This is a genomic window from Hyphomonas polymorpha PS728 (assembly GCF_000685315.1).
GTDB lineage: Bacteria > Pseudomonadota > Alphaproteobacteria > Caulobacterales > Hyphomonadaceae > Hyphomonas > Hyphomonas polymorpha.
The window spans coordinates 121,417-147,562 of the sequence record NZ_ARYM01000003.1 but is presented as its reverse complement, the minus strand read 5'-3'; the positions used below and the strand labels follow the sequence as shown (position 1 = coordinate 147,562).

The window sequence follows — 26,146 nt, the reverse complement described above, 5'->3', positions numbered from 1 at the left end:
CAAAGAGGGCGAGCAGGCACCCTGACCAGGACTGATTCGGCAGGAGCACGGGACAGATGGCGGCAAAATCGCATTCGGAAATCCTCGAAGCAGCAGAAGCCGATGGGCTGATCTCCCGAGAGGTAAGGATGCGGGACATTTCCCGCTCGGCCGGACGCGCCCTTCAGCCGCTGACGCCCGCCGCTCTGGAACAGGTGCGGGCCGCCTGGTCGGCTGCCAATCTCCTCGGGGTCTCCCAATTGGCCACCGCCGAAATGCTTGAGCGCCTCGGGGATGCGCCGCGTAATGCCGAGCTTGCCGAAGCCATTGCCGCCGGCCTGCCGCAGGATGTCCTGGAAGAGGCCCTCCGCCAGCCTGGCGGTATCCAGAAAACCGCGGCTGCCCTGCGTGCGGCAGCCGTCAGCACGCCCTCGCCCCGCCCCGGCATGTTCGAAACCGGCCATCTCGACGCGCCCGTCCGCGCCGCCCTCGATGCGGTGCTGGACGAAGGCGCCGAGATCCATCTTGCCCGCGCGCCCCTGCCCGACGCGGCCACCCGCTGCCGCGTGATTGATGTGGCGGCTGCCATCGGCCCTGGCGGGCTTGAGGCGGACTATCTCGTGAGCGCTGCCGACGCAGCTGCCCGCTCGCTGCCAGATGGCGTGCTGGTCATCGCCGGGCTTGGCGCGGCGGTCATGTCCCTCGGGCTCGACTATGCTTCCGAAGCCGGCATCGCTGCTGGCGCCGCCCTCACTGCGCTCGTCCGCACCGCCGCGACCGGCGCTGCCCTGCCGGCCGCCCATGCCCGGGTGCTGGGCCTTGAAGCCATCAAGGCTGCCGGACGGCGGGGCTGCCAGGTGGCTATCCTGCCGCTGAGCGATCTTGGCGGCGTCCTGCCAGATTGTGAAAGCGAAGGCGCCGCTCCGGTCCGCACCGTGCTCGCCTATGGCGAGGAATCTCCCTCCCTCGGCCGGGCCGCCCGCCTCGGCCTTGCCCGCCGCGCGCCCGAACAACTCCCGGTCCTGCTGGGCCGGCTAGCCAGTGCCGGTGAGCAGGATCTGGACGCCGCCCTTGGCCGCTCAAAGCTGCGGGATCGCGGCTTCAGTGACGATGCCCTTGAGCGCGTCACCCGCGCCATTGGCGATGGCCTGCCGCTGAATGCGGCCTTCTCCCGCTGGGTGCTGGGCGACGAGATCATCACCAATGACCTGCGCCTGTCGCCGGAGCGTTTCGACTCCGATGGCCGCGCGCTGCTGTCCGCCGTCGGCTTCTCCAAAAAAGACATTGCCTCGGCAGAAGCCGCCATCGACGGCGCGGTGGAAGACATTGCCGGCAAAGGCCTCGCCACTGCCGGCTTCTCGTTGAACGTTTCGATGGATGCCGAGCTGCGCTTCACCTCCGCAGCCGCCCGGGCCCTCAATGGCATGGCCATGCTCCGCGTGCCTGCCCAGGAAGGGCTGGCCATGGCCGAGGCGGCGATGGCGGCTGGCCTCTCCGTATTGCTTACCGGCCACCGCACCCCGCCCTCGGAAGACGTGCGGGAGCGCATGGAACAGATCCTCTCGCTCGCCGAAGAACTTGCCGAGGACGCTGAAGCCCTGCCCGCCTTGCCGGTGCTCACAGAGCAGGGCCCACCCGTGCGCCGCACACGCCTGCCGGATCGCCGCAAAGGCTATATCCAGAAAGCCACCGTCGGCGGCCACAAGGTCTATCTCCACACCGGCGAATTCGATGATGGCAGCCTGGGCGAAATCTTCATCGACATGCACAAGGAAGGCGCCGCCTTCCGCAGCCTGATGAACAATTTCGCCATCTCCGTCTCGCTGGGCCTGCAATACGGCGTGCCGCTGGAAGAGTATGCAGACGCCTTCGTATTCACCCGGTTTGAACCGGCCGGGGAAGTGACCGGCAATGACCGGATCACCAAGGCCACCTCGATTCTCGACTATATCTTCCGCGAGCTTGCCCTCTCCTATCTGGGCCGCGATGATCTTGCCGAAGCCGATGTCACCCATGATGGCCTCGGCCGGGGCGCGGGCGACGCCACACGCGGCGCGCAGACTGCCGCGTTCACCACAGAAGCAGCCCAGATTATCTCCCGCGGTTTTTCCCGTGGCCAGCTGCCGGACAACATCGTGATTCTGAACAAGCGGCGGGCCGAGAAGGCTGCGGAGGAGCCAGATGCAGATGATGACGGCACGATTGACCTGACGCCGGCCTATCTCGCCCAAGCCTGCCCGGCCTGCGGAAGCTTTACCCTTTTTGAAGCAGGCCCGGACGGACACCACGCCTGCGACACCTGCGGTGAAGAAAGCAGAGCCACCCAATAATCCCCACACGCGAGTGACCAGCCGTAAATTGCCCCTCGGGGCAGGCAATTAACCAAGCGGCAAGTGCAAGAGTTATTGCACGCATGCAACAGTTACGCGGCTTTTACACTTCTTACTGTTTGTTCAGTTTAGAGTTTTCAGAATTGCCATTATCCAAGTCATATGTTCGCGCCACAAATGCGTCTCATCTCACTGGCCGGTCTCATGACGGCTGCGTTTGCCAACACGGCTCTGGCTCAAAGCCAGCCCGTTGCATGGTCTCCCAGCTATATTGGTGCATGTGCTGATTGTGATCTCTCCGGGCGCAACCTCGCCGGATGGACACTGAACGGCGCCAATTATTCCGGTGCTCGCTTCGATTACGCCTTCATGCGCGGCGTGCGAGCCACTGCGGTCAATATGCAGAACGCCAATGTTACCGGCGCCGACCTGCGCGGGGCAGATCTGACCAGCGGGCGCCTGGCCGATGCCGTGTTCAACAACGCCCGTATGCAGGACGTACTCGCCTCAGGCGCTGATTTCCGCCGCGCGCGCATGCAGGGCGCAAACCTTGAGAAAGCCCGCCTGATCGGCGTGAATTTCGAAGGCGCCACGCTCCTCTTCGCACGGCTTGAAACCGCAGATCTCTCCGGCGCCAACTGCACCGACACTGTGATGGACCGGGCCAATCTGCGCGGCACCATTTTCAATGGCGCCAACCTGACAGATGCCAGCTTTGCCGGGGCAGACGTGTCCAACGCCTCCTTCCGGGACGCCCGCCTGCCGGGCGCAGACCTGACCGGTATCACCGGCGCATCCACGGCAGACTTTGCCGGCGCCTGCGGTTCACTCACCACCCGCCTGCCGGCAAATATGAGCCTGCCCATGTGCGATGTGTCTCTCATAAAAACTGAGGACTGATCCCGCCCGATCACAGCCACGAATCAAAACCGCCGGGCTCGTCGCCCGGCGGTTCGTTTTCAGGCCCAAGGCTCAGGGGTGAGGCTTACGCCTTCACCACCGGCGCGAGGCGGATGTTGAGTTCCTTCAGCTGGCGCTCGTCTACCGGGCTCGGCGCGCCCATCAGCAGGTCGCGGGCCTGCTGGTTCATCGGGAACAGGATCACATCGCGCAGTGAGTCGGTTTCGGCCAGCAACATGACAATCCGGTCAACGCCGGGCGCAATGCCGCCATGGGGCGGGGCGCCATAGCGGAACGCGTTCAGCATGCCGCCGAACTTCGCCTCGACCACTTCAGGGCCATAGCCGGCCAACTCGAACGCTTTCAGCATCACATCCGGGCGGTGGTTCCGGATCGCGCCCGAAGACAGCTCCACACCGTTACACACGATGTCGTACTGGAACGCCTTGAGGTCCAGCTGCTTCTCGACCGTATCGGCCGCCAGCAGGGCCTCCATGCCGCCCTGGGGCATCGAGAACGGGTTGTGGCTGAAGTCCACCTTCTTGTTGTCTTCATCCCATTCATACATCGGGAAATCGACAATCCAGCAGAAGCGGAACACGCCGGGTTCAATGATGCCGAGTTCCTCGCCGATGCGAATACGGGCCTGTCCCTGCAGCTTCACGGCGGCGGTCTTGTCGCCGGCAGAGAAGAACAGCGCGTCGCCTGCCTTGATGCCGGCGCGCTCAGCCAGCGCCGCCAGGGCAGCCGGCTCGAAGAACTTGGCAATCGGGCCGGTCGCGGCCAGCTGGCCGTTCTCTTCCACGAATCGCATGTAGCCGAGGCCCGGCGCCTGCATTTCCTTCTTCGCCCAGGCGTCCATCTTGTCGAAGAAGCTGCGGGGCTGCTCAGCGGAATTCGGTGCCGGAATGGCGCGCACGATGCCGCCACCCGCCACAATCTTCTTGAACACGGCGAGGGTCACGTCATCGCGCGTTACGATGTCGGAAACATCCGAGCAAATGATCGGGTTACGCAGGTCCGGCTTGTCGACGCCGTATTTCAGCATCGCTTCAGCGTAGGGAATGTGCGGGAACGGGCCGGCGGGCACAGTGCGCCCCTTGCCTTCCCAGTCCGCAAACTCCTCGAACACGCCGCGCATGACCGGCTCAATCGCGCCGAACACGTCCTCCTGCGTCACGAAGCTCATCTCGATATCGAGCTGGTAGAACTCACCGGGCGAGCGGTCGGCGCGCGCGTCTTCATCGCGGAAGCAGGGCGCAATCTGGAAGTAACGGTCGAAACCCGACACCATCAGCAGCTGCTTGAACTGCTGGGGCGCCTGCGGCAGGGCGTAGAATTCACCCGGATGCAGGCGGCTCGGCACGAGGAAGTCGCGGGCGCCTTCAGGGCTGGAGGCCGTCAGGATCGGCGTCTGGTATTCGGTGAAGCCTTCGGCCACCATGCGGCGGCGAAGGCTGGCGATCACCTGGCTGCGCAGGATCATGTTCTTGTGCAGCTGCTCGCGGCGCAGGTCCAGATAGCGGTGCTTGAGGCGGATTTCTTCCGGATAGGAGTGGTCGCCAAACACGGGCATCGGCAGCTCGGCGGCTTCGGACTGGACGGAGACTTCCCCGCCCACCACTTCGATCTCGCCGGTGGCAAGGTTTGCGTTCACCAGTTCAGCGTCGCGGGCAACCACCTTGCCCTCAACCGTGATGACGCTTTCCGCGCGCAGGCGCTCAACCGTGGCGAAGCCCGGCGAGCCCGGATTGAAGACAATCTGGGTGAGACCGTAATGATCGCGCAGGTCGATGAACATGACCCCGCCATGATCCCGGCGGCGGTGCAGCCAGCCTGAAATCTTTACGGTTTCTCCCACATGGGATTTGCGCAGCTCGCCGCAGGTATGGGTGCGATAGGCATGCATCGGGCGAAATCTCCGGAAAATCGCTGAATCAGAAAGAAGCGGCGTAGGGCACAGACCCCCTCGCCTTTGTCAAGTTGGTGCGATAAGCGCTCAAGGGATGACTGACAACACCCTGACCCCCATCACAGAGCAGTCCGCACTGGAAGATCTGTGCGGCGCGCTCGCCGAATCCGACTTTGTCTGCGTGGACACCGAGTTCCACCGGGAGACGACATATTGGCCGGAACTCTGCCTGATCCAGGCCTCCGCCCCCGGCGTTGAGGGCCTGATCGACCCCAGGGCAGAAGACCTTGATATCCGGCCCTTCCTGGATCTGATCGCCTCAGACCGCCAGACTAAGGTATTCCACGCGGCCCGTCAGGACATTGAAATCTTCAACCGGCTGATCGGCCATCCCCCCGGCCCGGTGTTCGATACCCAGGTTGCCGCCATGGCGCTCGGCTTTGGCGATTCGATTTCCTACGACAACCTGATCCAGCGCGTCCTGCGCAAGCATATCGACAAGTCCAGCCAGTTTACCGACTGGATGCGCCGCCCGCTCAGCCAGAAACAGCTGGTCTACGCGCTGGGCGACGTGACCCACCTGCGCGACGCCTATCAGAAGATGCGCGACGAGCTGGAGAAGACTGACCGCCTCAACTGGGTGCGCGAAGAGATGGCCGAGCTTGAAGACCCGGCCACCTATGACACCGACCCGATGAATGCCTGGCAGCGCCTGAAACTGCGCATGCCCAAGAAAGACTATGCCGCCATCGTCGTCGCCGTCGCCGCTTGGCGCGAACGCACGGCGCAGGAGCTGGACAAACCCCGCCGCCGTATCCTGAAGGATGACGCCATCCAGGAGATCGCCGCCCAGAAGCCGCGCACCGAAGAAGACTTCAACCAGCTGCGCGCGGTGCCCAACGGCTTCATCCGCTCCAAACATGGCCAGGGCCTGATCGAGGCCATCAAGGAAGCGCTCGCCAACCCGGACGCCTTTGCGCCCGAGCTGACACGCCCGGTGCAGAACCCGCAGATCCCGGCAGGTGCGCCGGAGCTGCTGAAAGTGCTGCTCAAGCACATCTCCGACGAACACGATGTCGTGCCGCGCCTGATTGCCAACTCCAGCGACATCGACCGGATCGCCCGCGGCGAGACCAGCGAAGACATCCCGGCCATGACCGGCTGGCGCTATGACATGTTCGGCAAGAAGGCGATCGCCCTCCTGTCAGGCAAGCTCGCTGTGTCCTTCGCCGGCGGCCAGGTTCGCCTGTTCGACGTGTAAGGCGTATTCAGCGCACCAGCGTGGTTGATTTCAGGCGCAGCATGTTCGCCGCCTGCGCAAGGCGCCGCTCGACCGTTTCTGAAATGAGGTTGGCGTCCTTGCGGTGAACCTCCAGCGCCAGGACGTCGCCTTCCCGGCGAAGTGAAGCGCGCTGCAAAATGGGGCCAGAGCGGCCGGAGAAAACCGCGCCCAGGCGCATCAGCAGGCCGATCTGCTTTGCCCGTTCCGCCTGCTGCTCCGTGGTCAGGGCCACATGTTCGACCGGGCGTTTGAAATCCTTCTCATAGCGGCAGCCGATGGCATGGGCGATCATCGCGCGCTCAGGATGCGTCACACCCAGATAGGGCGCGCGCAGCGCCTGATCATAGGCCATCTCGGCGCGGTGATCAGGATGGAACCGTCCCGCGCTGTCCGCCATCATGCACGCAGCCATCTCTATACGGATGTCTGCGGCGGGCGACCCGAACAGGTCAGGCTGCGGGATGAGCGCAGGCGAAATGAAATCGTGCAGCGCGCGCCCGAAGGCAATCTGGTTATGATCCAACCGCGCATAGGCGATGATTCCATCCGCCAGCGGATCATCCAGGCTCATGCTCAGAAGGTCGTGCAGGACACCCTCACGAACACCCGCCGCAGAAATAGTCACCCCTTCCAGCGCGCTGACAGAAAGGATCTCTTCGATCAGCACCGCCGCCATCGGGAAATGTTTCGCGCGCTTCTTGTCGATCGTCTCGATCTGCTGGCGGGCCGCTGGGTTGGTCAATGAATCGAGGCAGAGTTTTGCCGCCCGCGCCACCTGCCCTTCATTGATCTGAAAACCCTGCAGCACATGCAGCGGATACTTGTCCATTTCCATCACGAGCCGGCCGAACGCGCGCCATGCGCCGCCCACGGCATAAAATCGTCCCTTGGCTCCCTTGATCACTTCGCTGGCCTTGAGTGCCTCGCGCACCCGTTTGCGCAGCTCCTTGGGATCGTTGACGATATCGCCCAGCGCCAAGGGGCCCAGCATCAGGCTCTCGCCCGCGTCCAGCCCCTTCTCCAAACCGATGCGCTTCAGCTCCAGGCTGGAGCCCCCCAGATCCCCGATCAGTCCCATGGGGTTGTGGATGCTGAGATCAACGCCGCGCGCAGAAAGCCGCGCCTCGTCCTCCCCGCTCAGCAGGCGGACAGGCCGGCCAAGCACCTTGGCGGCCTGTTTGAGAAATACCTCGCCATCGCCCGCCATCCGAACGGCAGCCGTCGCGACAGCCTGATACGTCTCCACATTCAGCGCGCGCAGGATCGCGCGGTAACGGCTCAAGGCCTGTAGCGCCGCTTCAACACCCTTGGGGGAGAGATGGCCCGTCTTCGGCATCCCTTCACCTAGGCCCGCCATGACCTTTTCATTGAAGGTCTGCAGGATCGAGGCCCCCATGACCTCGCAAATCACCAGGCGCACCGAGTTCGACCCGATATCGATAACGCCCGCCAGCCTGGACTTGGGAAAACTCATTTAGGCTGGATCTCGCGATAGGAGAGGCGCGGCGGAAGGCTGACTTCCAGCGCGCTGCCGCGTCCAGATAGGCTGGGATTGTCCATGAAGTATCCGTGCGCTGTGAAGGCTGTTTCAGGCGAAGACACAGGAAACCGCTCATAGGTGCCGTCCGAGTGCATCAGCCACGTCTGGCGCTCATCGTTGAGATTGGCAACCATGATCTGATTGAGCACCTGCCGATGAACGGTAGGATTCGTCAGAGGCACCAGCACTTCCACGCGGCGCATCAGGTTGCGCGGCATCCAGTCCGCCGAGGACATGAACACCTTCGCATTCGCCGAGGGGAGCGCTTCGCCATTGGCAAAGCAGAGGATGCGCGAATGCTCCAGGAAACGGCCAACGATGCTCTTGACCGTGATATTCTCCGACACGCCGGGAATGCCCGGCCGCAGACAGCAGATGCCCCGCACCACCAGAACAATCGGAACGCCCGCCTGGCTGGCCTTGTAAAGCGCGTCGATCACATCTGGATCAACCAGGCTGTTCATCTTGGCCCAGACGCCGCTCGGCTTGCCCTTCCGGGCGGCCATGGCTTCCACCTCGATCATTTCGATCAACTGCTTCTTGAGCGTAACGGGTGACATGCCGATCACCTCAAAGGGCGGCGCCACTTCGGGCGGCTCTCGATACGCCGTCACATAGTTGAAGAGGCGGTTGGCATCCCGCCCTAGCCCCTGATCCGCCGTGAACAGGGAAAGATCAGTATAGATCCGCGCATTGATCGGGTGGTAGTTCCCGGTTCCATAGTGCGTGTACGTGCGAAGTTCATTGCCCTCGCGGCGCACCACGAGCGACACCTTCGCATGCGTCTTGTACTCGATGAAGCCGTAAACCACCTGCACACCGGCGCGTTCCAGGTCGCGCGCCAGCCGCAGGTTCGCCTCCTCATCAAAGCGCGCCTTGATCTCCACCAGCGCCGTCACCGTCTTGCCGGATTCCGCCGCCTCGATCAGCGCGCCCACAATGGGGGAATTCACGGTCGTGCGATAAAGCGTTTGCTTGATCGCGACCACCAGCGGGTCTGCCGCCGCCTGGCGCACAAATTCCACCACCACGTCAAAGCTCTCGAAGGGGTGGTGAACCAGAATGTCCTTCGCCCGGACGGCCGCAAATATATCCCCGCCCATCTCACGGATGCGCTCGGGATACCGCGGCTCATAGGCCGGGAACAACAATTCAGGCCGGTCATCCACGATCAGCTCAGACAGGCGCGCCATGCCGAGAATGCCATCATAAAGCACGATATCTGAGGGCTCCGCCCCCATCTCGCGCATGATGAACTCGCGCAGCTTCTCCGGCGCGCTCGCCTGCATCCGCAGACGGACAATCCGGCCCCGGCGGCGCTGCTTCAGCAACACCTCGAATTCGCGGATAAGGTCTTCAGACTCTTCCTCGATCTCGATATCACTGTCGCGTACGATACGGAAAAGACAGCGCCCCACCTCTTTGAATCCTGGAAATAGGTTTCCCAGGAACATCCCGATCACATCCTCCAGCGGAATAAACCGGATGCCCGGCTTGGTACCCGTCTGTAGGCGGATGAACCGGCGCACGAAAGTCGGCATCGGCACAATGCCGACCTGCCCCTCCCCGCCGGTCTCGGACTCGAGGTCGAAGGCAATGGTGAAGCCGAGATTGGGAATGAACGGGAAGGGATGTGCCGGGTCCACTGCCAGCGGCGTCAGGATCGGGAAGATATTGGTATTGAAATATTCCTGCAGCTCCGCCCGCTCCTTGCGGGTCAGCTCACTCGGCTCCAGCACGAAAATGCCCTGCTCGGCCATCTCGGCCTTGAGCTTTCGCCACTGGTCAAGCTGCGCCGCGATCAGGCGCAGCGACGCGGTCTCGATTTCGGCTACCTGCTGGGCCGGGGTCAGGCCGTCCTGGCTGGGCCTGGTCACGCCGGCGCGCACCTGCTCGCGCAGGCCCGCATAGCGCACCATATCGAATTCATCGAGGTTGCTGGCCGAGATCGACAGGAACCGCAGCCGTTCCAGTAGTGGATGGGCGGGGTTATCCGCCTCGTCCAGCACACGCTGGTTGAACTGAAGCCAGGAAAGCTCCCGGTTCAGGAATCTCTGCGGCGACGCCATGAGCTGTCTGATTGCGCGCTGCTGTTGCCCGTCCGGCATCGGTCACCCCTGCTCCGGCGCCCGGCATTCAGCCTGCGCCCTCGTCTTCTTCGCCGTCTTCATCCAAACCTTCAAGCACCGCGCGGGCAAGTGCCAGCCCCGGCGCCTTCCCGGCCATGCTCACTGCCCCGCTGAGCCTGTCCATCAGGGTCTCAATCGCCTCATAGGAAAGGTCAATACGGGGCACGAGGTAATTGACCGTCTCCGGCGACAGTTTCATGAAACGCTGCGCCGCTGCGGCTCGAAGCCGCGCCCGGAGGTGATCCTCGTCCGGCTGGCTGATTTCAGCCAGCGGCATGGCGTTGAGCCGCGAGCGCAGATCGGCAATGCCCGTGCGCCAGGCCGCCGGCCCGGAATGGGCCACCAACAGCAACCGCCCGCCCTTGGCGCCGACCATGTTGTAGAAGGACAGAAACTGCTCATCCCGCTTGGCCACGATCAGATCAGCATCATCAAGCGACACGTGCCCGGCCGCCAGCGCATCGAGCGCGCCGAGTTTCAGCGTATTGAACTCTGCCGCGGTCAAATACTGCCCGCCAAACCGGTCTGCCCACGCCCGCGCCAGATAGCTGAGCCCGCAGAAGGCCGGGCCCGTCACGCAGAGGGCATGGGTCGCCCACGCCTCCGGCCGGCTTGCCAGCCCGGCGGCCACATCATTGGCCGCGCCGCGCACCAGCCCATCCCAGTGCGCCTCGGGTGCCGGGAAGGAAAGCAGGGGCTGCGCCGGACTGTCCTGCGGTCCGTTAGGATCAGATGTCACTGGATACCGGTCGTTGAAACGGCCGAACGAAGCGTCAGCCTGCCGTCTTCGCGGCCGATACTCACACCGCGCTGAACCAGATCGCTGCGCAGGCGGTTCTCATCACCGGCATAGGCAAACGATACCAGCGCGCCTTCGCGGGCCACAGCCTTGGTACGGAAATCCGACACCAGCGGCGAGCGTGCCAGCGCCCCGCGCAGCGTGTTCCACTCGGCCAGCGAGGTGTAGCGCACCGAGGCTTCCACGCTGGTGCGGCTGCCATCGCGTACGATGGAGGCTTCTTTCCAACTTTCGCCCAGCAGGGTCGAGACCGCCTTCGCCGCATCTGCCAGCGTTGCCACCGGCGGCGTTGCACCTACGGGCTCATTACCCACGGCGGTTACAGACGAGACAACCACGCGCCAAGCGCCTTCCCGGCCCTGAAGATCAGCGATCAGGGCGCGGCGGGCATTCACCGGCACGGCCTCAGCCGAGATTTCGGGCCAGGCGCTGTAGGCCGTGTAGAAATTGCCCACAGCGGTCACATAGGGGACCAGCGCACCATTGTTGCGTTCCCCAAAGGCCTGGCGCCAGAGATCTGCCGAAGCGGCGTTGGAGGTCACCGGCACCATCAGCGCCAGCGGGGCTTGGGCATCCAGATAGGGCACTTTCAGGGAGTCCAGATGCGCCCGCACGATCTGCGGGTTCAGCACCACGGCCAGCTTGCCGCGATACCGGCCTGCGCCTGCGGTCTCTTCCTGAACATCGACAGCCGCCGTCATGCGGGCCGCCAGCGCGCCATCAATCGGGATGCCACCGGCGGCATTCCGGTCGGACGCCAGCGTGATCTTGTTGATGAGGGCGCGCGCCGCAGCAGAACGGGCCGAGGCCATCGCCGCTTCGCGCGCTTCAATCACCGTGGCGGCCTGCTGATCCACCTCAATATCGCGGATCGTGTAAACATCGCGGATGTCAGCGAAAGCCAGCGGCGTTGCGGCAAAAATCAGGAACGCGGCGGCAAGTACCCATCGAATCATCGTGGTTAAACTCCTTGTCGGTGCCCCTTCTAACAAGCCATCCGGGCTGCGGGAACCTGCTGCTTCACTTCCGAAGCTTCACTGGAACTTGGCCCCTGCTCATGCTAACGCGCCGATTCAGGCAAACCGAGGGGCTAGAATCCGATGAACACTCCATCCAAGACGCCTCTCTCTTACCGTGACGCTGGTGTCGATATTGAGGCAGGCGAACGCCTCGTCGATGCAATCTCACCGATGGCGAAAGCGACCGCCCGCGCCGGTGTTATGGGCGGCCTCGGCGGCTTTGGCGCCCTCTTCGATCTGAAGGCTGCCGGCTATGACGATCCCATCCTCGTCTCGGGCACAGACGGCGTCGGCACCAAGCTGATGCTGGCCTTCGAGACCGGCATCCACAACACCGTCGGCATCGACCTTGTGGCCATGTGCGCCAATGATGTGCTCGCCCAAGGCGCTGAGCCGCTGTTTTTCCTCGACTATTTCGCCACCGGAAAGCTCGAAGGCGGCATCGCTGAAGCCGTCATCTCCGGCATCGCTGAAGGCTGCCGCCGCTCTGGCTGCGCCCTCGTGGGCGGGGAAACCGCCGAAATGCCCGGTATGTATCCCCCCGGCCATTACGACCTCGCCGGTTTCGTCGTCGGCGCTGTGGACCGCGCCAAAGTGCTGCCCCGCATGGGCGACATGAAACCGGGCGATGTGCTGATCGGCATCGCTTCCTCCGGCCCCCACTCCAACGGCTATTCGCTGATCCGCCGCATCGTGGAGCGCGAGGGCTTGTTCTATGGCGGCCCTTCGCCCTTCTCCAATTCGGAAACCCTTGGCGAAGCGCTGCTGACACCGACACGCCTCTACGCGCCCATCGTCATGCCGCTGATCCGCGCCGGAAAGCTGAAAGGCCTCGCGCATATCACAGGCGGCGGCCTCACCGAGAACACCCCCCGCATGTGCCCGGACGAGTTGGTCCCGCGCATCGACCGCGCCGCCTGGACGCCGCCTCCGGTGTTCCAGTGGCTGCAGGATGCCGGTCAGGTCGACCTGGAAGAGATGCACCGCACCTTCAACATGGGCATCGGCCTCGTGCTGGCCGTTGCGCCTGAAGAGGCAGACGCCGTTATGGCCGAGCTGACAGCTGCCGGTGAAGACCCCCGCGTGGTCGGCGAGCTCGCCAGCGCATGAACCACCTGAAACTGGCGATCCTGATTTCAGGGCGCGGCTCCAATATGGAAGCCCTGCTGAAGGCTGCCGAAGATCCCGCCTTTCCGGCAAAGCCCGCGCTGGTCCTCTCCAACCGCCCGGATGCCAAAGGTCTCGAAACCGCCGCCCGCGCCGGCGTCCCCACCCTCGCCATCGACCATAAACTCTACGGCAAAGACCGCGAAGCCTTCGAACGCGAACTGGACAAGGCGCTGAGCGATGCTGGCATCGAGATCATCGCGCTGGCGGGCTTCATGCGCGTGCTGACGCCCTGGTTCGTCACCCGCTGGGAAGGCCGGATGATCAACATCCACCCCTCGCTGCTGCCCAAATACAAAGGCCTCGATACCCATCAGCGCGCGATTGATGCGGGCGACCGCGAAGCCGGTTGCACCGTGCATTGGGTCAGCGCGGGCGTGGATGAGGGCGAGATCATCGCGCAGGCCGCCATCCCCATCCTGCCGGGCGATACCGCCGACAGCCTCGCCGCGCGCCTGCTGCCGGAGGAGCACAGGCTGTATCCCCGCGCCCTCGCCATCGCCTGCGCGCGGCTGAGGACCTGACCCCAAGCCACCCAGCGCAACGCTCAGGGTGAGCCGTTCGGGAGGTTGGTTCAGTCTGGATGCATGAGGCGGTTCCGCGCCCTTGTGGACACCGCAGCCTCCAGCCGCTATCCCCGAAGGCATGGCGGAACAGGGCATCGGAGGCTGGCTTGAGCGACATCGTGATCAACCGCGAGGATGGCGAGCCTAAAGGCCGCTATGCCGCGCGCATCGACGGCATTGATGCGGTCGGCGAGATCGAGTTCACCTATCCCGCCCCCGGCATCATCAGCGCCAACCATACTCGCGTCCCCGAAGCGATGGGCGGGCGCGGCGTGGCCCGCGCGTTGCTCGATTTCATGCTGGAAGACGCCCGCACCAAGGGATTCAAGATCGTGCCGGTTTGCCCCTATGTGCGCGGGCAATATGCCAAGCATCCTGAATGGTCCGATCTGTTCACAACCAAGCCGGGTGAAGATCCTTGAGGAGCGACCAATCCATGCAGCAGATCGTGCTGGCCCAGTATTGCGAGGGCGCGCCCAAACCATCTGATTTCCGCCTCGAAACCCTGCCCCTGCCAGAGCCGAAGGACGGCCAGTTTCGCGTCGCCCATGCCTGGTGCTCGGTCGATCCCGGCACCCGTTCGCGCCTTTCTGGCGGAGACAGCTACGCCGCCGCACTGCCGCTCGGCAAACCCATTGATGGCTTCAGCGTGGGTGTGGTTGATGCCTCCAACCATTCCGATTGGCCGGTGGGCACGAAAGTGTTCTGCGCTGGCGGCTGGAAAACCCATTCGCTCCAATCCGGCAAAGGTTTCATCGGCAAGGTGGCCGATGTGCCGGGCGTTCCGCTTTCGGCCTGGATCGGCGTCCTGGGTGTGCCGGGGCTGACGGCCTGGTTCGGCATGAAGGATGTGGCCCGCTTCAAGGAAGGCGACGCGGTGCTTATCACTTCCGCCGCTGGTCCGGTGGGCGCCACGGCGGGCCAGCTCGCCAAAGGCTGGGGCGCCTCGAAAGTCGTCGGCGTGGCGGGATCGGATGAGAAATGCCGCTGGCTGACGGAGGTCGCCGGCTTCGACGCGGCGATCAATTACAAGTCCGCCGACGACCTCACCGCCGCCATCGCCGCCGAATTTCCCAAAGGCGTCGACATCCTGTTCGACAATGTCGGCAATGCGATGGTCAACCGTGTGCTGCCGCTGATGGCGCTGAACGGACGCATCTGCATCTCCGGGCAGGTCGCCGACTATAACCTGACACCCGAGGAGACCCCCGGCATCGTCAATACCAAGCCCTTCATCACCCACCGGGTAAACATGCAGGGCCTCGTCGTGTTCGACTTTGCGCGCGGCTTCCCCGAAGCACTCGGCAGCATGGCGAAGATGATCGCGGGCGACACGCTGAAGACGCAGGAAGAACGCTTCGAGGGCATCGCCGCGATGCCGGAAGCCTTCTGCGGGCTTTTCAGAGGCGAGAATACCGGCCGCCGCGTGGTCAGGGTCGGCGCGGATTAGTCGTCGTCGCCATCGCCCTTGCCGAGCAGGCTGGAAAGCACGATGCCGGCAATCGCGGCGATCACCATCGCCTGCTTGCCGCCGCCTTCTCCGCCCGTGAGGGCCGAAAGCATCTGTTGCTGCGCGTCCTGACGGGCTTTGGCAGCGGCCTCTTCGGCGCGGTTCTCCGCGTTATTCTTCATCGACATGACCAGCAGGATCGCCCCTGCCATCAGGGAAAAGCCGAGCGCGATGAAGGCAGCGGCGGCCCAGGGGCTCATCCGTTCCGCCAGGAACAATGCCAGCGCCGCCACAGCCGCGATGTAAGCCGTGAGCAGCATGACACCGACGACGGCAAGCGTGCCAAGGCCCTTGATGCCCCGGTTCACCTGCTCGCCTACCTGGCCCTGCAGCAACGACGACAAGAAAGACAACATCAGCGGCGCGTCATCAGCAGCGAAACAACGAAGCCGGCGCCAAAGGCGATCAGCAGTGTCTGCAGCGGGTTGGCGCGGGTCTGCACGCCCAGCGTCTTCTCCAGCGAATTGGCCTGCTTGTGGATCTGTTTCAGGGCACGGCGGGCTTCCTTGAGAACTTCCTCGCCAATGTCTTCTGCAGTATCTGCAGCAGATTGCGTTGCTTCTTCAGCCTCAGCCTGTGCCTTTTCCGCGAGAGCCGCCATGATCTCATCAATCTCCGCACGCAGCGATACCAGCCGGGCTTCCAGGTCTTCTGAGCCTTGTTTTGCTTCGGTATTTTTGGGCGCTTTGGACATGGGACATACTACCTGAAAATTTACTTCCAGCATTTGCAATATCAGATTTTTATTGTTTTTGGATGAAGGTTAACCGGCCAATTTTACTCTGAATGGGAAAAGCTGATGGCTGCGGATACTGGCGACGTTACCTGCGCGGTATGTCACAAGACCTTCTCTCTCGCGGAAGTCCGGCGAGTGTGCGACTCAACGCCGGGCACGCAGGCGGCCCTGCGCGCGCAATTGCCTGACATCCAGCCGGACCAGCATGTCTGCCTGCCTGATATTGCGAGGATGCGGCGGCTGTATCTTGAGCAGTTGCTGGAAAAGGAGCGCGGCGAGCTGACAGCGCTCGACGAACAGGTTCTGCAGAGCCTGGAGACGGGCACCCTGGTGGCCGATGAGCCAGATGCCGGCTGGGACGATGCGCGCAGCTTTGGCGAGCGGGCCGCTGACGCTGTGGCGCGGTTTGGCGGTTCCTGGACGTTCATCCTGCTGTTCTGCTTCATCCTGATAGTCTGGATGCTGGTAAACGCCACGGGATTCATCCTGGGCAGGTTTGACCCTTACCCCTTCATTTTATTGAATTTGGTCCTCTCCTGTATTGCGGCCTTGCAGGCGCCTATCATCATGATGAGCCAGCGCCGCCAGGAGGCAAAGGACAGGCTACGTTCGGAGAACGACTATAAGGTGAACCTCAAGGCGGAGCTGGAAATTCGGCACCTGCACGAGAAACTGGACCTTCACCTGCACCGCCAGTGGGAAAGGCTTGCCTCGATCCAGAGGCTTCAGATCGAGCTTCTCGAAGAAGCCGCGCGGGGCGACGGCGCCCGCAATTAGGCCTCAAAACCGGGTCAGCGGGCGTCATTCCCGTGACAACGCCAGCCCTCTCATGGACAAATCCGGACAGTTTCGGACAGCGATGGGACAATTCCGGACACAAAAAACCGGAGGCGGGCGGGCCCAGCCTCCGGCTTGATGTTTCGCCCTGGGGCGCGCCGCTTAGGCGGTGATGTCAGCTTCGGAGAAGAACTGAGCGATCTCGATGGCGGCGTTTTCAGCCGAGTCCGAACCGTGGACCGAATTCTCGCCGATCGACTTGGCAAACAGCTTGCGGATGGTGCCTTCAGCGGCGTCGGCCGGATTGGTGGCGCCCATCACTTCGCGGTATTTCGCGATGGCGTCTTCAGCTTCCAGAACCTGGACGACGACCGGGCCGGAGATCATGAAATCCACCAGCTCGCCGAAGAAGGGGCGGGCCGAGTGAACCGAATAGAAACGCTCAGCCTGGGCGCGCGTCATCTGGATGCGGCGCTGGCCGACGATGCGCAGGCCGGCTTTCTCGATCACGGCGTTGATGGCGCCGGTGAGGTTACGCTCGGTGGCGTCGGGCTTGATGATGGAAAAGGTGCGCTGCACGGCCATGAGGGGCTTCCTGTAGTTCTGGTTGTTTCCGGGGATTTGCCGGGCCTATAGCGGCGCCTGCCCGCCGGGGCAAGCGGGGACATACCGGGGGTTGCAGTGGTGCCCGCCGGGGATTAGGGGCGTTGAGGCCCCGCCATTCGAAAGACCCCTGCCCATGTCCGACCTTCCCTCCTGCCCCAAATGCGGCTCCACCCTCACCTATGAAGACGGCGCCCTGCTGGTGTGCCCCGAATGCGCGCATGAATGGGCGCCGGGCGAGGCCGCCGCTGAAGACGGGCCGAAGGTGGTGAAGGACTCGGTCGGCAATGTGCTGGCCGATGGCGACACGGTGACGGTGATCAAGGACCTGAAGGTGAAGGGTTCGTCCCTGGTCGTGAAACGCGGCACCAAGGTGAAGAACATCCGCCTCGTGGACGGCGACCATGACATCGACTGCAAGATCGACGGCGTGGGCGCGATGGGGCTGAAATCGGAGTTTGTGAAGAAGGGGTGAGTCTAGGACAAGTTGGACCAAATCTGTTCGTCTGACTGAATTGCCTTCACAACCGCCTCCGCCCTCTCTCGAGCGTCCGGCGATAGAGAAAGACCCATATTCTCTATCTCCGCCCAGATTAAGTAATCTACGACAACGCTTGCAGCTTCACCATCTCGAACCATCGTTGCAGCACGCATCAGATAGCCATCGTACTCGTCTTCAAATCCGCAAGTTTCCCAGCTCGCGGCATTTGCCAACAAGCCGATTGGGTCCCAGAGCCTCCAGCCGATGTCTCTAAGACGCGACAGACGCACTTTGGGACGTTTCATGTTGATTAAACCCCCGCCTCTTTCCAGCCGCCACGCTCCGTCTGCTGAAAATAGCGCGTCACTAATCCAGCGTCCTTGGCAGCTTTGAACTGGGCGCGGGCCTTGTTGCGGGTGCCGGTGTCGGCGTCCTCGAACATCACCATGCAGCGCTTGAAGGCGGCGTCCACCGGCGCTTCCACGCCGTCCATCAGCATCAGGGCTTCGGCGTTGTTGGCGTTGGCGAGCTTGGCTGAGAGCAGCACCGGCTGGCGGGCGACATCCAGCCCCGGCGCATCGGCCTGGCCATGCGGCAGGAAGGAAGCGTCCTCAAACGTCCAGAGCACCGCGTCGAGCTTGGCGAGGCGCTCCGCACGCGGAGAAACGGCCAGCACGCGCCAGCCGACTTCGAGGCATTTCTGCAGAAGCGGCGCGGCCGCCTCTTCCAGCGCGCTGCGCGAGAGATGGTAGAACCACCATTCGGGGGCTGCTGGCTGGGACACTTTGCGGCGCGCTCCTCTGCTCGTCCTTGGACTTCGCTCAGGATGAGCAGGGTTGCAAGCCGGGGGCAACGGATAAAGGAACCTACCCGTTGTTCACGCCCGATGGCTGAAAGCCATCTGAGCGCCCATCTCCTGCCCCTTCCGCTTTCGCAGACGGTGAGGTTTGGAGATGGGCCCTCAGACGGGCGTTGCCCGTCGAGGGTGACGAGCGATGAGAGCGGGGCAATTACGCCTCGTAGTTATCCACAATCCAGCGGCTGAGCAGGCGCGGACCGTAGCCCGATGCCCAGCTCGGATCAGTTGGCGACTTCTCGCCTTCGACCCAGGCAACGCCAGCGATGTCGATATGCGCCCAGCGCACGCCGTCTTTGACGAAACGCTTGAGGAACTGCGCTGCCGTGATCGAGCCGGCTGCGCGCCCGCCGATGTTACGCATGTCTGCGAACTTCGACTTGAGCAGCGAGTCGTATTCCGAGCCCATCGGCAGGCGCCACACGCGCTCACCTTCGGCGAGACCCGCCTTGGTCAGCTCGTCGGCCAGGTCATCACTGTTGGTGAAGAGGCCGGCATGATGGTGGCCGAGGGAGATGACGATGGCACCGGTCAGCGTGGCAAGGTCCACAATGGCTTTCGGCTTGAAATGCTCCTGCGCGTACCAGAGCACGTCACACAGAACGAGACGGCCTTCGGCGTCGGTGTTCTGCACTTCGATGGTCTGGCCGGAGGCCGAGCGGAGAATATCGCCGGGGCGGATGGCGTTGCCATCGGGCATGTTTTCCACAAGGCCGATGAGGCCGACGACGTTCACCTTGGCTTTGGCCTGGGCGAGCGCGCGCATCGTGCCGGTGACTGCCGCCGCGCCGCCCATGTCGCCGCGCATCTCTTCCATGCCGGGGCCAGGCTTCAGCGAGACGCCGCCCGTATCAAAGCAGACGCCCTTGCCGACGAGGATGACCGGATCCTCACCCGGCTTGCCGCCATTCCATTTCATGATGCCAAGCTGGCTTTCCTTCACCGAACCCTGGCCGACGCCGAGCAGCGCGCCCATGCCGAGCTTGGCCATCTGCTTCTCGCCGAGGACTTCCACTTCCACGCCCAGATCGGCGAGTTCCTTGATCTTCTCGGCAAAGCTTTCCGGGTGAAGGTCGTTGGGCGGCATGTTGACGAGGTCGCGCGCCAGATAGGTACCGTCCGTAGCAGCGTCCAGCAGGACGAAAGCAGCCTTGGCGGCCTTGGGATCGTCACACACGATGGTCAGGCCCGAAAGGCTGGGCTTCTGGTCGGATTTGAGTTTGGTGAAATAGGTGTCGAAGCGGTAGGCGGCGAGCTTGGCGCCGGCGGCGATACGCGCAGCTTCCTCGGCGGTGTGAACGGTAATCGAGGCCGACTTGAAGCCGGAGGAAGCAAACGCCTTGATGAAATGGGCGCCGATATTCTCCAGGGCGCGAGCGTCGCGCTTCTTCGGCTTGCCACCGCCCAGAACGACAGCGCGGCGCGCGTCCGAACCCTTGGGCAGCACAACCGCCACCTGCTGGCCAACCTTGCCGTCGAATCGCCCCCCCTCGATGGCTTCAGCGATCAGACCGCCCGCGGCCTTGTCGAGCGCTTCTGCGCTGCCCGGCAGACCAGCCCCTTCATCGGCGATGAAAGCGGCGATGTCGGCCTTTGCGGCTTCTGCGAATGTAATCTTCATGTGTGGAAACTCCGTTTGAAGCGGAAACTAAGCATCGACGCGCCAAGCGCAACTCGTTAGCTAGAGAAATGCTGCCAATTCCGGTTCGATTTCTGGACGCTAGAGTGCCCGCGCCCCGCTTATGACCAAGATCCAGCTGCACCTATTCCGGCAGGTCCTGCAGGCCGTGCTGATCATCGTGGGCAGCCTCGTGATGGTCGCACTGTTGGCGCAGGGATTGTCCCGCACGGATGTAATCCTGGAAAACCGGCAGTCGGCGCTCACATATTTCTATATCGTCATGCTCGGCTCGCCACAGGTGATTGCCCTGCTGTTGCCGCTGGCGCTGTTCGTCGCCGGGGTCTGGTCGCTGAACCGTATCCACAAGGATTCGGAAATCGTGGTGGCGCAGGCTGCCGGGATGACGCGTTGGCAGGTTGCCTCGCCCGTCATGCGGTTGGCGGTGGTGTGCATGCTGGCGCATATGTCGGTGAACCTGTGGGTTCAGCCGATGTCCCAGCGGGCGATGCGCGAGGCGGTGGCCGACGCGCGGGCAGACCTTGCCGCAGCCCTTTTCCGGGCCGGTCAGTTCACCTCCAATGGCGAACGGCTCACATTCTATGCGCGCGACCAGGTGGGTGGGGAACTGCGCGGCGTGTTGATTTCGGACATGACCGATCCGGACTATCCGACCGATATTCTCGCCCGGTCGGCGGCGCTGGTGACGGTCGACGGGCACCCCACCCTTCTCTTGCGCGACGCGCTCAGCCAGCAGCTGGATGCCAACCAGCAGCTGTCGGTCCTGGAATTTGACCAGTACATGTTCGACCTGACGGACTTCATGAAGGAAGATTCCGAACTGGTACTCAAGGCGTCCGACAAATTCCTGTTTGAGCTGCTGTTCGTGGACCGGAGGAACTATTTCGAGAACAAGGAGGCCGATAGCTTCCTGGCCGAAGCGAATGCGCGCCTCACCTCGCCCCTGCTCAACATCGTCATGGCGTTGCTGGCAATCTTTGCCGTTCTGGGCGGGGATTTCAGCCGGCAGGGCTACAGCAAGCGGATCGGCATCGCGACAAGCGGAGCGATCTTCGTGCTGGTGGTGCATCTGGCGCTGCAATCGGCAGCGGCAGATGATCCGCAGCTCAATATTGCCCTCTGGGCCGTGCCTGTGCTGACCAGCCTGATGCTGGGCTGGATCTATTTCGGACGCGGTGCCCGGATCGGGCGGAAACAAAGGATTGCCCCGCCCCCACCGGGATACATACCCGGAGCGCGCGCCTGATGCCCCTGTTTTCCCGCATCCAGCGCTATATCCTGCGCGAGTGTCTTTCGGGCCTCGCGCTGGTGCTGGCTATCCTGCTGCTGGCGATCATGATGATCGACGTGGTGGAGCAGATGCGCACCGTTGGCAGCGACGTGGAGATCACGCTGCTGGACGCGTTGCGCCTGTCGGCCATGAAACTGCCGATGATTGTCGAACAGACCCTGCCTTTCGCCCTTCTGGCAGCGACGATGATGGCGTTTACCCGGCTGAACCGGCGTTCCGAACTCTCGATCATCCGCGCAAGCGGCCTGTCGGCCTGGCGGTTCCTCACGCCGGTGATCGTGCTGGGCATCATGTTGGGCCTGTTCTCATCCATGGTGCTGAACCCGTTTACCGCCAGCCTTGCCCAGTCTTACGAGGCCGAACGCGCCCGGTTGCTGAACATTGGCCGGGGCACGGTTGCGGTGGGCGAAACCGGCATCTGGCTGCGCCAGGGCGACGATACCAGCCAGTATGTGATCCATGCGCGCCGGGTTGAAGATGGCGGCCGGACGCTGACCGGCGTGAAGATCATCGAGGAGCAACGTCTTTATAATGGGCGTCAGCCGACCAATGACTTTGCCTTTGTGCGCCGGATCGACGCTCAGCGAGCCGTTTTGAACGATGGTTTCTGGCAGCTCGAGAACCTGGTCGAGAACCTGCCCAATCAGGTGCCGGAACGGCGTGCCACGCTGGCGATCCCAACCTCGCTGGACGCAGTCCGCCTGCTGGACGAGTTTGCCACGCCCAACACCATCGGTTTCTGGGATTTGCCGCGCTTCATTTTTGAAACGCGCGCCGCAGGACTGGACACTTCGCGTTATACGATGCGTTGGTTCACCCTTACGGCGACACCCGTGCTATTTACCGCAATGGCCCTTATCGGGGCGCTGGCCTGCCTGCGCCTGCAGCGTCTGGGGGGCACTTCCAGACTGCTGGCCACCGGCGTCATGGCGGCCATTGGGCTTTATTTTTTCACGCAATTTTCCTCCAGCCTGGGGGCAACCGGGGCGGCGCCCGCGGCGGTGGCCGCATGGTCTCCGCCGCTGTTCTTCCTGTTCGTCAGCCTGGCCTTCATTGCCTACCGCGAAGACGGCTGACGCTGTCCCGGCCTTGACAGCCCCTGCCGTGGCAGACCATCTCTGCCGCCCTTGAAGAGGTGGACCCCCCGCATGAAACTTGTCGTCGTCGAGTCTCCGGCAAAGGCCAAAACGATCAACAAGTACCTGGGCAAGGACTATAAAGTCCTCGCGTCCTACGGGCATATCCGGGATCTGCCGTCGAAAAACGGCTCGGTTGACCCCGAAAACGACTTCGAAATGGTCTGGGAGGCCGATGCCAAATCCGCCAAGCGGATCTCCGACATCGCCAACGCCCTGAAGGATGCAGATACGCTCATCCTCGCGACTGACCCTGATCGCGAGGGCGAAGCCATCTCCTGGCACCTGATCGAGGCGCTGAAAAAGCGCCGGGCGCTGAAAAAGGACATGGCGGTCGAGCGGGTGGTGTTCAACGCCATCACCAAGAGCGCCGTGACCCAAGCCATGGAACAGCCGCGCAAGATCGACGAGGAACTGGTCGACGCCTACCTCGCCCGCCGGGCCCTGGACTATCTCGTCGGCTTCAACCTCTCTCCCGTCCTCTGGCGCAAGCTGCCGGGCTCCCGCTCGGCCGGCCGGGTGCAATCGGTCGCGCTTCGCATCGTGTGCGACCGCGAGAACGAGATCGAGATGTTCCGGCCTCAGGAATACTGGAACATCGCCGCCGAGCTGCGCGCGCCCGATGGGTCGCATTTCGAGGCCCGGCTCCATTCGCTGGATGGCGAGACGCTGAAGAAGTTCACCCTTGGCAACAAGGGCGACGCAGACCGGGCGCTGGAAATCGTCAAGGCCGGCGGCTATTCGGTCAGCACGGTTGAGGCAAAGCCGGTCAAGCGCAACCCGCCCCCGCCCTTCATCACCTCCACGCTGCAGCAGGAAGCCAGCCGCAAACTCGGCTTCTCGGCCAAGCGCACCATGCAGGCCGCCCAGAAACTCTACGAAGAAGGCCGCATCACCTATATGCGGACAGATGGCGTCAACATGGCCGAGGAGGCCTATGCCGCCGCCCGCGCCATGATCCAGTCAAACTATGGCGCGCGCTACCTGCCGGAAAACACCCGCCGCTATTCCTCCAAGGCGAAGAACGCGCAGGAGGCCCACGAGGCCGTCCGCCCGACCGACTTCAATCTGCGCCCCGAAGACTATCACGGCGACGGAGACCTGAAGAAACTCTACACGCTGGTCTGGCGCCGCGCTGTGGCGTCCCAGATGGAAGCGGCCGTGTTCGAGCGCACCACCATCGACCTGATCTCGAAGGACAAGCGCGCAGGCCTGCGCGCCACCGGCCAGGTCGTCGTGTTTGACGGCTACATCAAGCTCTACACCGAAGGCCATGACGCCGGCGATGATGATGACGATGCCGAAGGGCGCCTGCCGAAGATGGCGGAAGGTCAGCATGCAGACCTTCTGAAGGCAGAAGCCAACCAGTCCTTCACCCAGCCGCCCCCGCGCTATACCGAAGCCTCCTTGGTCAAGCGCCTGGAAGAACTCGGCATCGGCCGCCCGTCGACCTATGCCTCCACCCTCTCGACGCTGGAAGACCGCGGCTATGTCCGCATCGAAGGCAAGGCGCTCGTGCCCGAAGACAAGGGCCGCCTTGTCACCGCCTTCCTCGAAAACTTCTTCAGCCGTTATGTGGAGTATGACTTCACCGCCGGGCTGGAAGAAAAGCTCGACGTGATTTCTGACGGCAAGCTCGACTGGAAAGCCTTCCTGCGCGAATTCTGGCAGCAATTTGCCGCTGATATTGACGGCACCAAGGAACTGCGCGTCTCCGCCGTGCTGGACGCGCTGAACGAGGCGCTGGGCGCCTATGTGTTCCCGCGCCAGGACGCCGAAGGCAACCCGATTGAAAATCCGCGTCAGTGCCCCCTCTGCAAGGAGGGCGAACTGTCGATGAAGCTCGGCAAATTCGGCGCCTTTGTCGGCTGCTCGCGCCATCCCGAATGCAAATACACGCGCCAGTTTTCCTCCGAAGGCGGAGAGAGCGCAGCCATCAGCCCGGACGGCAATGAGCTTGGCGTTCATCCGGATACGGGCGAAACTATCTTCCTCAAATCCGGCCGCTTCGGCCCCTATGTTGAGATGGCGAATGGCGAAAAACCCAAGCGCGCCTCGCTGACCAAGGCGGACAAGGACAATCTGGACGGCTTCACCTTGGCGCGCGCCGTCGAGCTTCTGATGCTGCCGCGCGAAGTTGGTCCCCACCCGGAAGATGGCGAGATGATCCTCGCCAATTTCGGCCGGTTCGGGCCGTATGTTCAGCATGGCAAGACCTATGCGAACCTGAAAGATCCGCGCGATGTGTTCACCATCGGCGTCAACCACGCCGTCGCGCTGATCGAGGACAAGAAAGCCCGCGGCTCTGCCCGCGCCGGCGCAGCCGCGCTCAAAACCCTCGGCGACCATCCCGATGGCGGCGCCATCGAAGTGTTCGAAGGCCGCTATGGCCCTTACGTGAAATGGGGCAAGGTCAACGCCACGCTTCCCAAGGACGTCACGCCGGATGTGGTGACGCTCGAGCAAGCCATCGAACTGGTAAACGCCAAAGGCGGCAGCGCGAAGAAAAAAGCGCCCGCCAAGAAAGCCGCCGCGAAGAAACCAGCTGCGAAGAAAGCCGCTCCGAAGAAGAAGGCGGCGGCGAAGAAGGACGAGGCGTAATCTCCCATTCACCCTCCCTTCAGATTCCGTCTGTCCCTATGCGGAGGAAGCTGACCGGAGGCCCCCGACCATGCCTTTGCCTGCCCTTTTCTCCGCCCTTGCCCTGATGGCTTCGCCCGCCAGCGGGGCGAGTGCCTATGAGATGGAAATCTACGTCCGTGACAAGACGAGCGAGACCGTCTTCCTCGCTCCGCCGGAAATGGCCGCAGCGGGCACCCTGCCCGTCTTCCGCATCTGCTATCGCAGCGCCGCCTCCACCCCGGCCCCGGAAACCCTCAGCGTACATATCGGCGCGCGGGTCCAGCTGCTCTCCCCCGGCAAGTGCAGCTTCTTTGCGGGCGACCAGATCGACCTCGCCGTCTGGAAGGGCGAGGGCACCCTGCGCGCCACAGTCACCCTGCTGCGCTGAGATTGACACCGCCGCTGCTGCAAGCAACCTCCCGTCAGAATGAGTCGTGGGGACATCAATCATCATGATCCGGAAAATCCTGCTGGCAACATTTGCCGCCATCCTGGCCCTGCCGCTGGCCGCCCGCGCCGATGTGCCCCCGCCCATCCGGGTCACCGCCAAAGGCAAGGAGGTGGTGCCCGTGCTGGTGAGCCAGCCGCTGCCCCAGGGCGCGCAGGTGCTGTCCACGCCGGTGCTGCAGGTTTGCCATGGCGGCGGCGGGGCGGCCAATGCGGTCATCCTCTCGGGCGATCCGGATTTTGACGAGGACGACACGATCGAGACAGTGATCGTGCCCGGCCAGTGCGTGTTCATCTCCGCCCGGCTGGTCCGGCTGACGACAAACACAGCAGGCGGCAGCACCGCGATCCTGGTGCAACTGGTGCGCTGAAAAGGCGTTCCGCATAAATTCCCGCGCAATTGCGCCCGAATTACACTATATGCG

24 protein-coding genes and 1 pseudogene are annotated in these 26,146 nt (G+C 63.2%); 14 read left to right on the top strand and 11 right to left on the bottom strand.

Translation table 11 applies throughout. From position 1 onward, the window contains the following. Positions 1-56 precede the first annotated feature (56 nt). The gene (locus tag HPO_RS20800; RefSeq protein WP_051612229.1) at positions 57-2,309 is read left to right on the top strand and encodes a TSCPD domain-containing protein; all 2,253 of its coding nucleotides are present in this window, start codon (positions 57-59) and stop codon (positions 2,307-2,309) included. A 177-nt stretch (positions 2,310-2,486) separates the two neighbouring features. After that, positions 2,487-3,209 carry a pentapeptide repeat-containing protein gene (locus tag HPO_RS03620; protein WP_162173997.1) on the top strand — a complete coding sequence of 241 codons (723 nt, stop codon included), beginning with the start codon at positions 2,487-2,489 and terminating at the stop codon, positions 3,207-3,209. 85 nt (positions 3,210-3,294) lie between these two features. Here HPO_RS03620 and aspS read toward each other — a convergent pair whose 3' ends face one another. After that, positions 3,295-5,118, bottom strand: coding sequence for an aspartate--tRNA ligase (aspS, locus tag HPO_RS03615; RefSeq protein ID WP_035594584.1), 1,824 nt, complete (start codon positions 5,116-5,118; stop codon positions 3,295-3,297). Positions 5,119-5,215: 97 nt separating this feature from the next. On the opposite strand from aspS, the gene rnd reads away from it, so the two are divergent. Continuing rightward, positions 5,216-6,382 (top strand): ribonuclease D, encoded by a 1,167-nt coding sequence (rnd, locus tag HPO_RS03610; protein ID WP_035594581.1) that lies wholly within the window; start codon positions 5,216-5,218, stop codon positions 6,380-6,382. 7 nt (positions 6,383-6,389) lie between these two features. On the opposite strand, the gene HPO_RS03605 is transcribed toward rnd, so the two are convergent. The 4 genes from HPO_RS03605 to HPO_RS03590 all read right to left on the bottom strand — a co-directional run bounded on the left by HPO_RS03605 (position 6,390) and on the right by HPO_RS03590 (position 11,827). Continuing rightward, entirely contained in the window at positions 6,390-7,877 is a 1,488-nt protein-coding gene (locus HPO_RS03605; protein ID WP_035594578.1) for a Ppx/GppA family phosphatase, read from the bottom strand. Beyond that, positions 7,874-10,012: an RNA degradosome polyphosphate kinase gene (locus HPO_RS03600; RefSeq protein ID WP_035594819.1), complete on the bottom strand. Its 2,139-nt coding sequence runs from the start codon at positions 10,010-10,012 to the stop codon at positions 7,874-7,876. The genes HPO_RS03605 and HPO_RS03600 overlap by 4 nt, the downstream gene beginning before the upstream one ends. A 67-nt stretch (positions 10,013-10,079) precedes the next feature. Beyond that, a complete protein-coding gene (locus HPO_RS03595) occupies positions 10,080-10,811 on the bottom strand; it encodes a P-loop NTPase family protein (protein ID WP_114105299.1) in 732 nt (243 codons plus the stop codon). Continuing rightward, positions 10,808-11,827, bottom strand: a complete 1,020-nt coding sequence (locus HPO_RS03590) for a hypothetical protein (RefSeq protein ID WP_035594576.1) — start codon at positions 11,825-11,827, stop codon at positions 10,808-10,810. The genes HPO_RS03595 and HPO_RS03590 overlap by 4 nt, the downstream gene beginning before the upstream one ends. Before the next feature lie 144 nt (positions 11,828-11,971). Between HPO_RS03590 and purM the strand changes: the two genes are divergently transcribed. The 4 genes from purM (at position 11,972) to HPO_RS03570 (ending at position 15,073) form a co-directional block, all read left to right on the top strand. Continuing rightward, complete coding sequence (gene purM / locus HPO_RS03585; RefSeq protein ID WP_035594574.1) at positions 11,972-13,000, top strand: phosphoribosylformylglycinamidine cyclo-ligase; 1,029 nt, start codon at positions 11,972-11,974, stop codon at positions 12,998-13,000. Continuing rightward, positions 12,997-13,581: a phosphoribosylglycinamide formyltransferase gene (purN, locus tag HPO_RS03580; RefSeq protein WP_035594572.1), complete on the top strand. Its 585-nt coding sequence runs from the start codon at positions 12,997-12,999 to the stop codon at positions 13,579-13,581. Before purM ends, purN begins: the two co-directional genes overlap by 4 nt. A 149-nt stretch (positions 13,582-13,730) precedes the next feature. Beyond that, a complete protein-coding gene (locus HPO_RS03575) occupies positions 13,731-14,045 on the top strand; it encodes a GNAT family N-acetyltransferase (RefSeq protein ID WP_035594569.1) in 315 nt (104 codons plus the stop codon). Positions 14,046-14,059: 14 nt separating this feature from the next. Continuing rightward, complete coding sequence (locus tag HPO_RS03570; RefSeq protein ID WP_035594566.1) at positions 14,060-15,073, top strand: NADP-dependent oxidoreductase; 1,014 nt, start codon at positions 14,060-14,062, stop codon at positions 15,071-15,073. Here HPO_RS03570 and HPO_RS03565 read toward each other — a convergent pair. Then, positions 15,070-15,489 carry a phage holin family protein gene (locus HPO_RS03565; RefSeq protein ID WP_035594563.1) on the bottom strand — a complete coding sequence of 140 codons (420 nt, stop codon included), beginning with the start codon at positions 15,487-15,489 and terminating at the stop codon, positions 15,070-15,072. The two genes, HPO_RS03570 and HPO_RS03565, sit on opposite strands and share 4 nt — an antisense overlap. Next, positions 15,489-15,827 carry a hypothetical protein gene (locus tag HPO_RS19545; protein WP_051612226.1) on the bottom strand — a complete coding sequence of 113 codons (339 nt, stop codon included), beginning with the start codon at positions 15,825-15,827 and terminating at the stop codon, positions 15,489-15,491. The genes HPO_RS03565 and HPO_RS19545 overlap by 1 nt, the downstream gene beginning before the upstream one ends. A 105-nt stretch (positions 15,828-15,932) precedes the next feature. On the opposite strand from HPO_RS19545, the gene HPO_RS03555 reads away from it, so the two are divergent. Beyond that, on the top strand, positions 15,933-16,646 hold the full coding sequence (locus tag HPO_RS03555; RefSeq protein WP_035594559.1) for a DUF1003 domain-containing protein: 714 nt from the start codon (positions 15,933-15,935) through the stop codon (positions 16,644-16,646). A gap of 162 nt (positions 16,647-16,808) precedes the next feature. On the opposite strand, the gene ndk is transcribed toward HPO_RS03555, so the two are convergent. Further along, a complete protein-coding gene (gene ndk / locus HPO_RS03550; protein ID WP_035594557.1) occupies positions 16,809-17,231 on the bottom strand; it encodes a nucleoside-diphosphate kinase in 423 nt (140 codons plus the stop codon). A 154-nt stretch (positions 17,232-17,385) separates the two neighbouring features. Between ndk and HPO_RS03545 the strand changes: the two genes are divergently transcribed. Further along, positions 17,386-17,724: a zinc ribbon domain-containing protein YjdM gene (locus tag HPO_RS03545; protein ID WP_035594554.1), complete on the top strand. Its 339-nt coding sequence runs from the start codon at positions 17,386-17,388 to the stop codon at positions 17,722-17,724. Between the two features lie 2 nt (positions 17,725-17,726). On the opposite strand, the gene HPO_RS03540 is transcribed toward HPO_RS03545, so the two are convergent. From HPO_RS03540 to HPO_RS03530, 3 genes and pseudogenes are all read right to left on the bottom strand, one after another. Further along, positions 17,727-18,035, bottom strand: coding sequence for a hypothetical protein (locus HPO_RS03540; protein ID WP_035594551.1), 309 nt, complete (start codon positions 18,033-18,035; stop codon positions 17,727-17,729). A 5-nt stretch (positions 18,036-18,040) separates the two neighbouring features. Next, on the bottom strand, positions 18,041-18,514 hold the full coding sequence (locus HPO_RS03535) for a DNA polymerase III subunit chi (protein ID WP_035594547.1): 474 nt from the start codon (positions 18,512-18,514) through the stop codon (positions 18,041-18,043). A 226-nt stretch (positions 18,515-18,740) separates the two neighbouring features. Continuing rightward, positions 18,741-20,213: pseudogene (locus HPO_RS03530) on the bottom strand (leucyl aminopeptidase); the annotation flags it as partial. A 115-nt stretch (positions 20,214-20,328) separates the two neighbouring features. Between HPO_RS03530 and HPO_RS03525 the strand changes: the two are divergent. The 5 genes from HPO_RS03525 (at position 20,329) to HPO_RS03505 (ending at position 26,092) form a co-directional block, all read left to right on the top strand. After that, a complete protein-coding gene (locus HPO_RS03525; RefSeq protein ID WP_035594541.1) occupies positions 20,329-21,471 on the top strand; it encodes an LptF/LptG family permease in 1,143 nt (380 codons plus the stop codon). Then, the gene (gene lptG / locus HPO_RS03520) at positions 21,471-22,592 is read left to right on the top strand and encodes an LPS export ABC transporter permease LptG (protein ID WP_035594537.1); all 1,122 of its coding nucleotides are present in this window, start codon (positions 21,471-21,473) and stop codon (positions 22,590-22,592) included. Before HPO_RS03525 ends, lptG begins: the two co-directional genes overlap by 1 nt. A 72-nt stretch (positions 22,593-22,664) precedes the next feature. After that, positions 22,665-25,253 (top strand): type I DNA topoisomerase, encoded by a 2,589-nt coding sequence (gene topA / locus HPO_RS03515; RefSeq protein WP_035594534.1) that lies wholly within the window; start codon positions 22,665-22,667, stop codon positions 25,251-25,253. A 70-nt stretch (positions 25,254-25,323) separates the two neighbouring features. Further along, positions 25,324-25,662 carry a hypothetical protein gene (locus HPO_RS03510; protein WP_035594531.1) on the top strand — a complete coding sequence of 113 codons (339 nt, stop codon included), beginning with the start codon at positions 25,324-25,326 and terminating at the stop codon, positions 25,660-25,662. A gap of 64 nt (positions 25,663-25,726) precedes the next feature. Continuing rightward, complete coding sequence (locus HPO_RS03505) at positions 25,727-26,092, top strand: hypothetical protein (protein WP_035594528.1); 366 nt, start codon at positions 25,727-25,729, stop codon at positions 26,090-26,092. Positions 26,093-26,146: the final 54 nt, after the last annotated feature.

Excerpts from the sequence above, each read along its gene's own strand:
- HPO_RS20800 (WP_051612229.1), top strand. The coding sequence starts at position 57 with ATGGCGGCAAAATCGCATTCGGAAATCCTCGAAGCAGCAGAAGCCGAT.
- HPO_RS03620 (WP_162173997.1), top strand. The coding sequence starts at position 2,487 with ATGCGTCTCATCTCACTGGCCGGTCTCATGACGGCTGCGTTTGCCAAC.
- aspS (WP_035594584.1), bottom strand. The coding sequence starts at position 5,118 with ATGCATGCCTATCGCACCCATACCTGCGGCGAGCTGCGCAAATCCCAT.
- rnd (WP_035594581.1), top strand. The coding sequence starts at position 5,216 with ATGACTGACAACACCCTGACCCCCATCACAGAGCAGTCCGCACTGGAA.
- HPO_RS03605 (WP_035594578.1), bottom strand. The coding sequence starts at position 7,877 with ATGAGTTTTCCCAAGTCCAGGCTGGCGGGCGTTATCGATATCGGGTCG.
- HPO_RS03600 (WP_035594819.1), bottom strand. The coding sequence starts at position 10,012 with ATGGCGTCGCCGCAGAGATTCCTGAACCGGGAGCTTTCCTGGCTTCAG.
- HPO_RS03590 (WP_035594576.1), bottom strand. The coding sequence starts at position 11,827 with ATGATTCGATGGGTACTTGCCGCCGCGTTCCTGATTTTTGCCGCAACG.
- purM (WP_035594574.1), top strand. The coding sequence starts at position 11,972 with ATGAACACTCCATCCAAGACGCCTCTCTCTTACCGTGACGCTGGTGTC.
- purN (WP_035594572.1), top strand. The coding sequence starts at position 12,997 with ATGAACCACCTGAAACTGGCGATCCTGATTTCAGGGCGCGGCTCCAAT.
- HPO_RS03570 (WP_035594566.1), top strand. The coding sequence starts at position 14,060 with ATGCAGCAGATCGTGCTGGCCCAGTATTGCGAGGGCGCGCCCAAACCA.
- HPO_RS03565 (WP_035594563.1), bottom strand. The coding sequence starts at position 15,489 with ATGTTGTCTTTCTTGTCGTCGTTGCTGCAGGGCCAGGTAGGCGAGCAG.
- HPO_RS19545 (WP_051612226.1), bottom strand. The coding sequence starts at position 15,827 with ATGTCCAAAGCGCCCAAAAATACCGAAGCAAAACAAGGCTCAGAAGAC.
- HPO_RS03555 (WP_035594559.1), top strand. The coding sequence starts at position 15,933 with ATGGCTGCGGATACTGGCGACGTTACCTGCGCGGTATGTCACAAGACC.
- ndk (WP_035594557.1), bottom strand. The coding sequence starts at position 17,231 with ATGGCCGTGCAGCGCACCTTTTCCATCATCAAGCCCGACGCCACCGAG.
- HPO_RS03545 (WP_035594554.1), top strand. The coding sequence starts at position 17,386 with ATGTCCGACCTTCCCTCCTGCCCCAAATGCGGCTCCACCCTCACCTAT.
- HPO_RS03540 (WP_035594551.1), bottom strand. The coding sequence starts at position 18,035 with ATGAAACGTCCCAAAGTGCGTCTGTCGCGTCTTAGAGACATCGGCTGG.
- HPO_RS03525 (WP_035594541.1), top strand. The coding sequence starts at position 20,329 with ATGACCAAGATCCAGCTGCACCTATTCCGGCAGGTCCTGCAGGCCGTG.
- lptG (WP_035594537.1), top strand. The coding sequence starts at position 21,471 with ATGCCCCTGTTTTCCCGCATCCAGCGCTATATCCTGCGCGAGTGTCTT.
- topA (WP_035594534.1), top strand. The coding sequence starts at position 22,665 with ATGAAACTTGTCGTCGTCGAGTCTCCGGCAAAGGCCAAAACGATCAAC.
- HPO_RS03510 (WP_035594531.1), top strand. The coding sequence starts at position 25,324 with ATGCCTTTGCCTGCCCTTTTCTCCGCCCTTGCCCTGATGGCTTCGCCC.
- HPO_RS03505 (WP_035594528.1), top strand. The coding sequence starts at position 25,727 with ATGATCCGGAAAATCCTGCTGGCAACATTTGCCGCCATCCTGGCCCTG.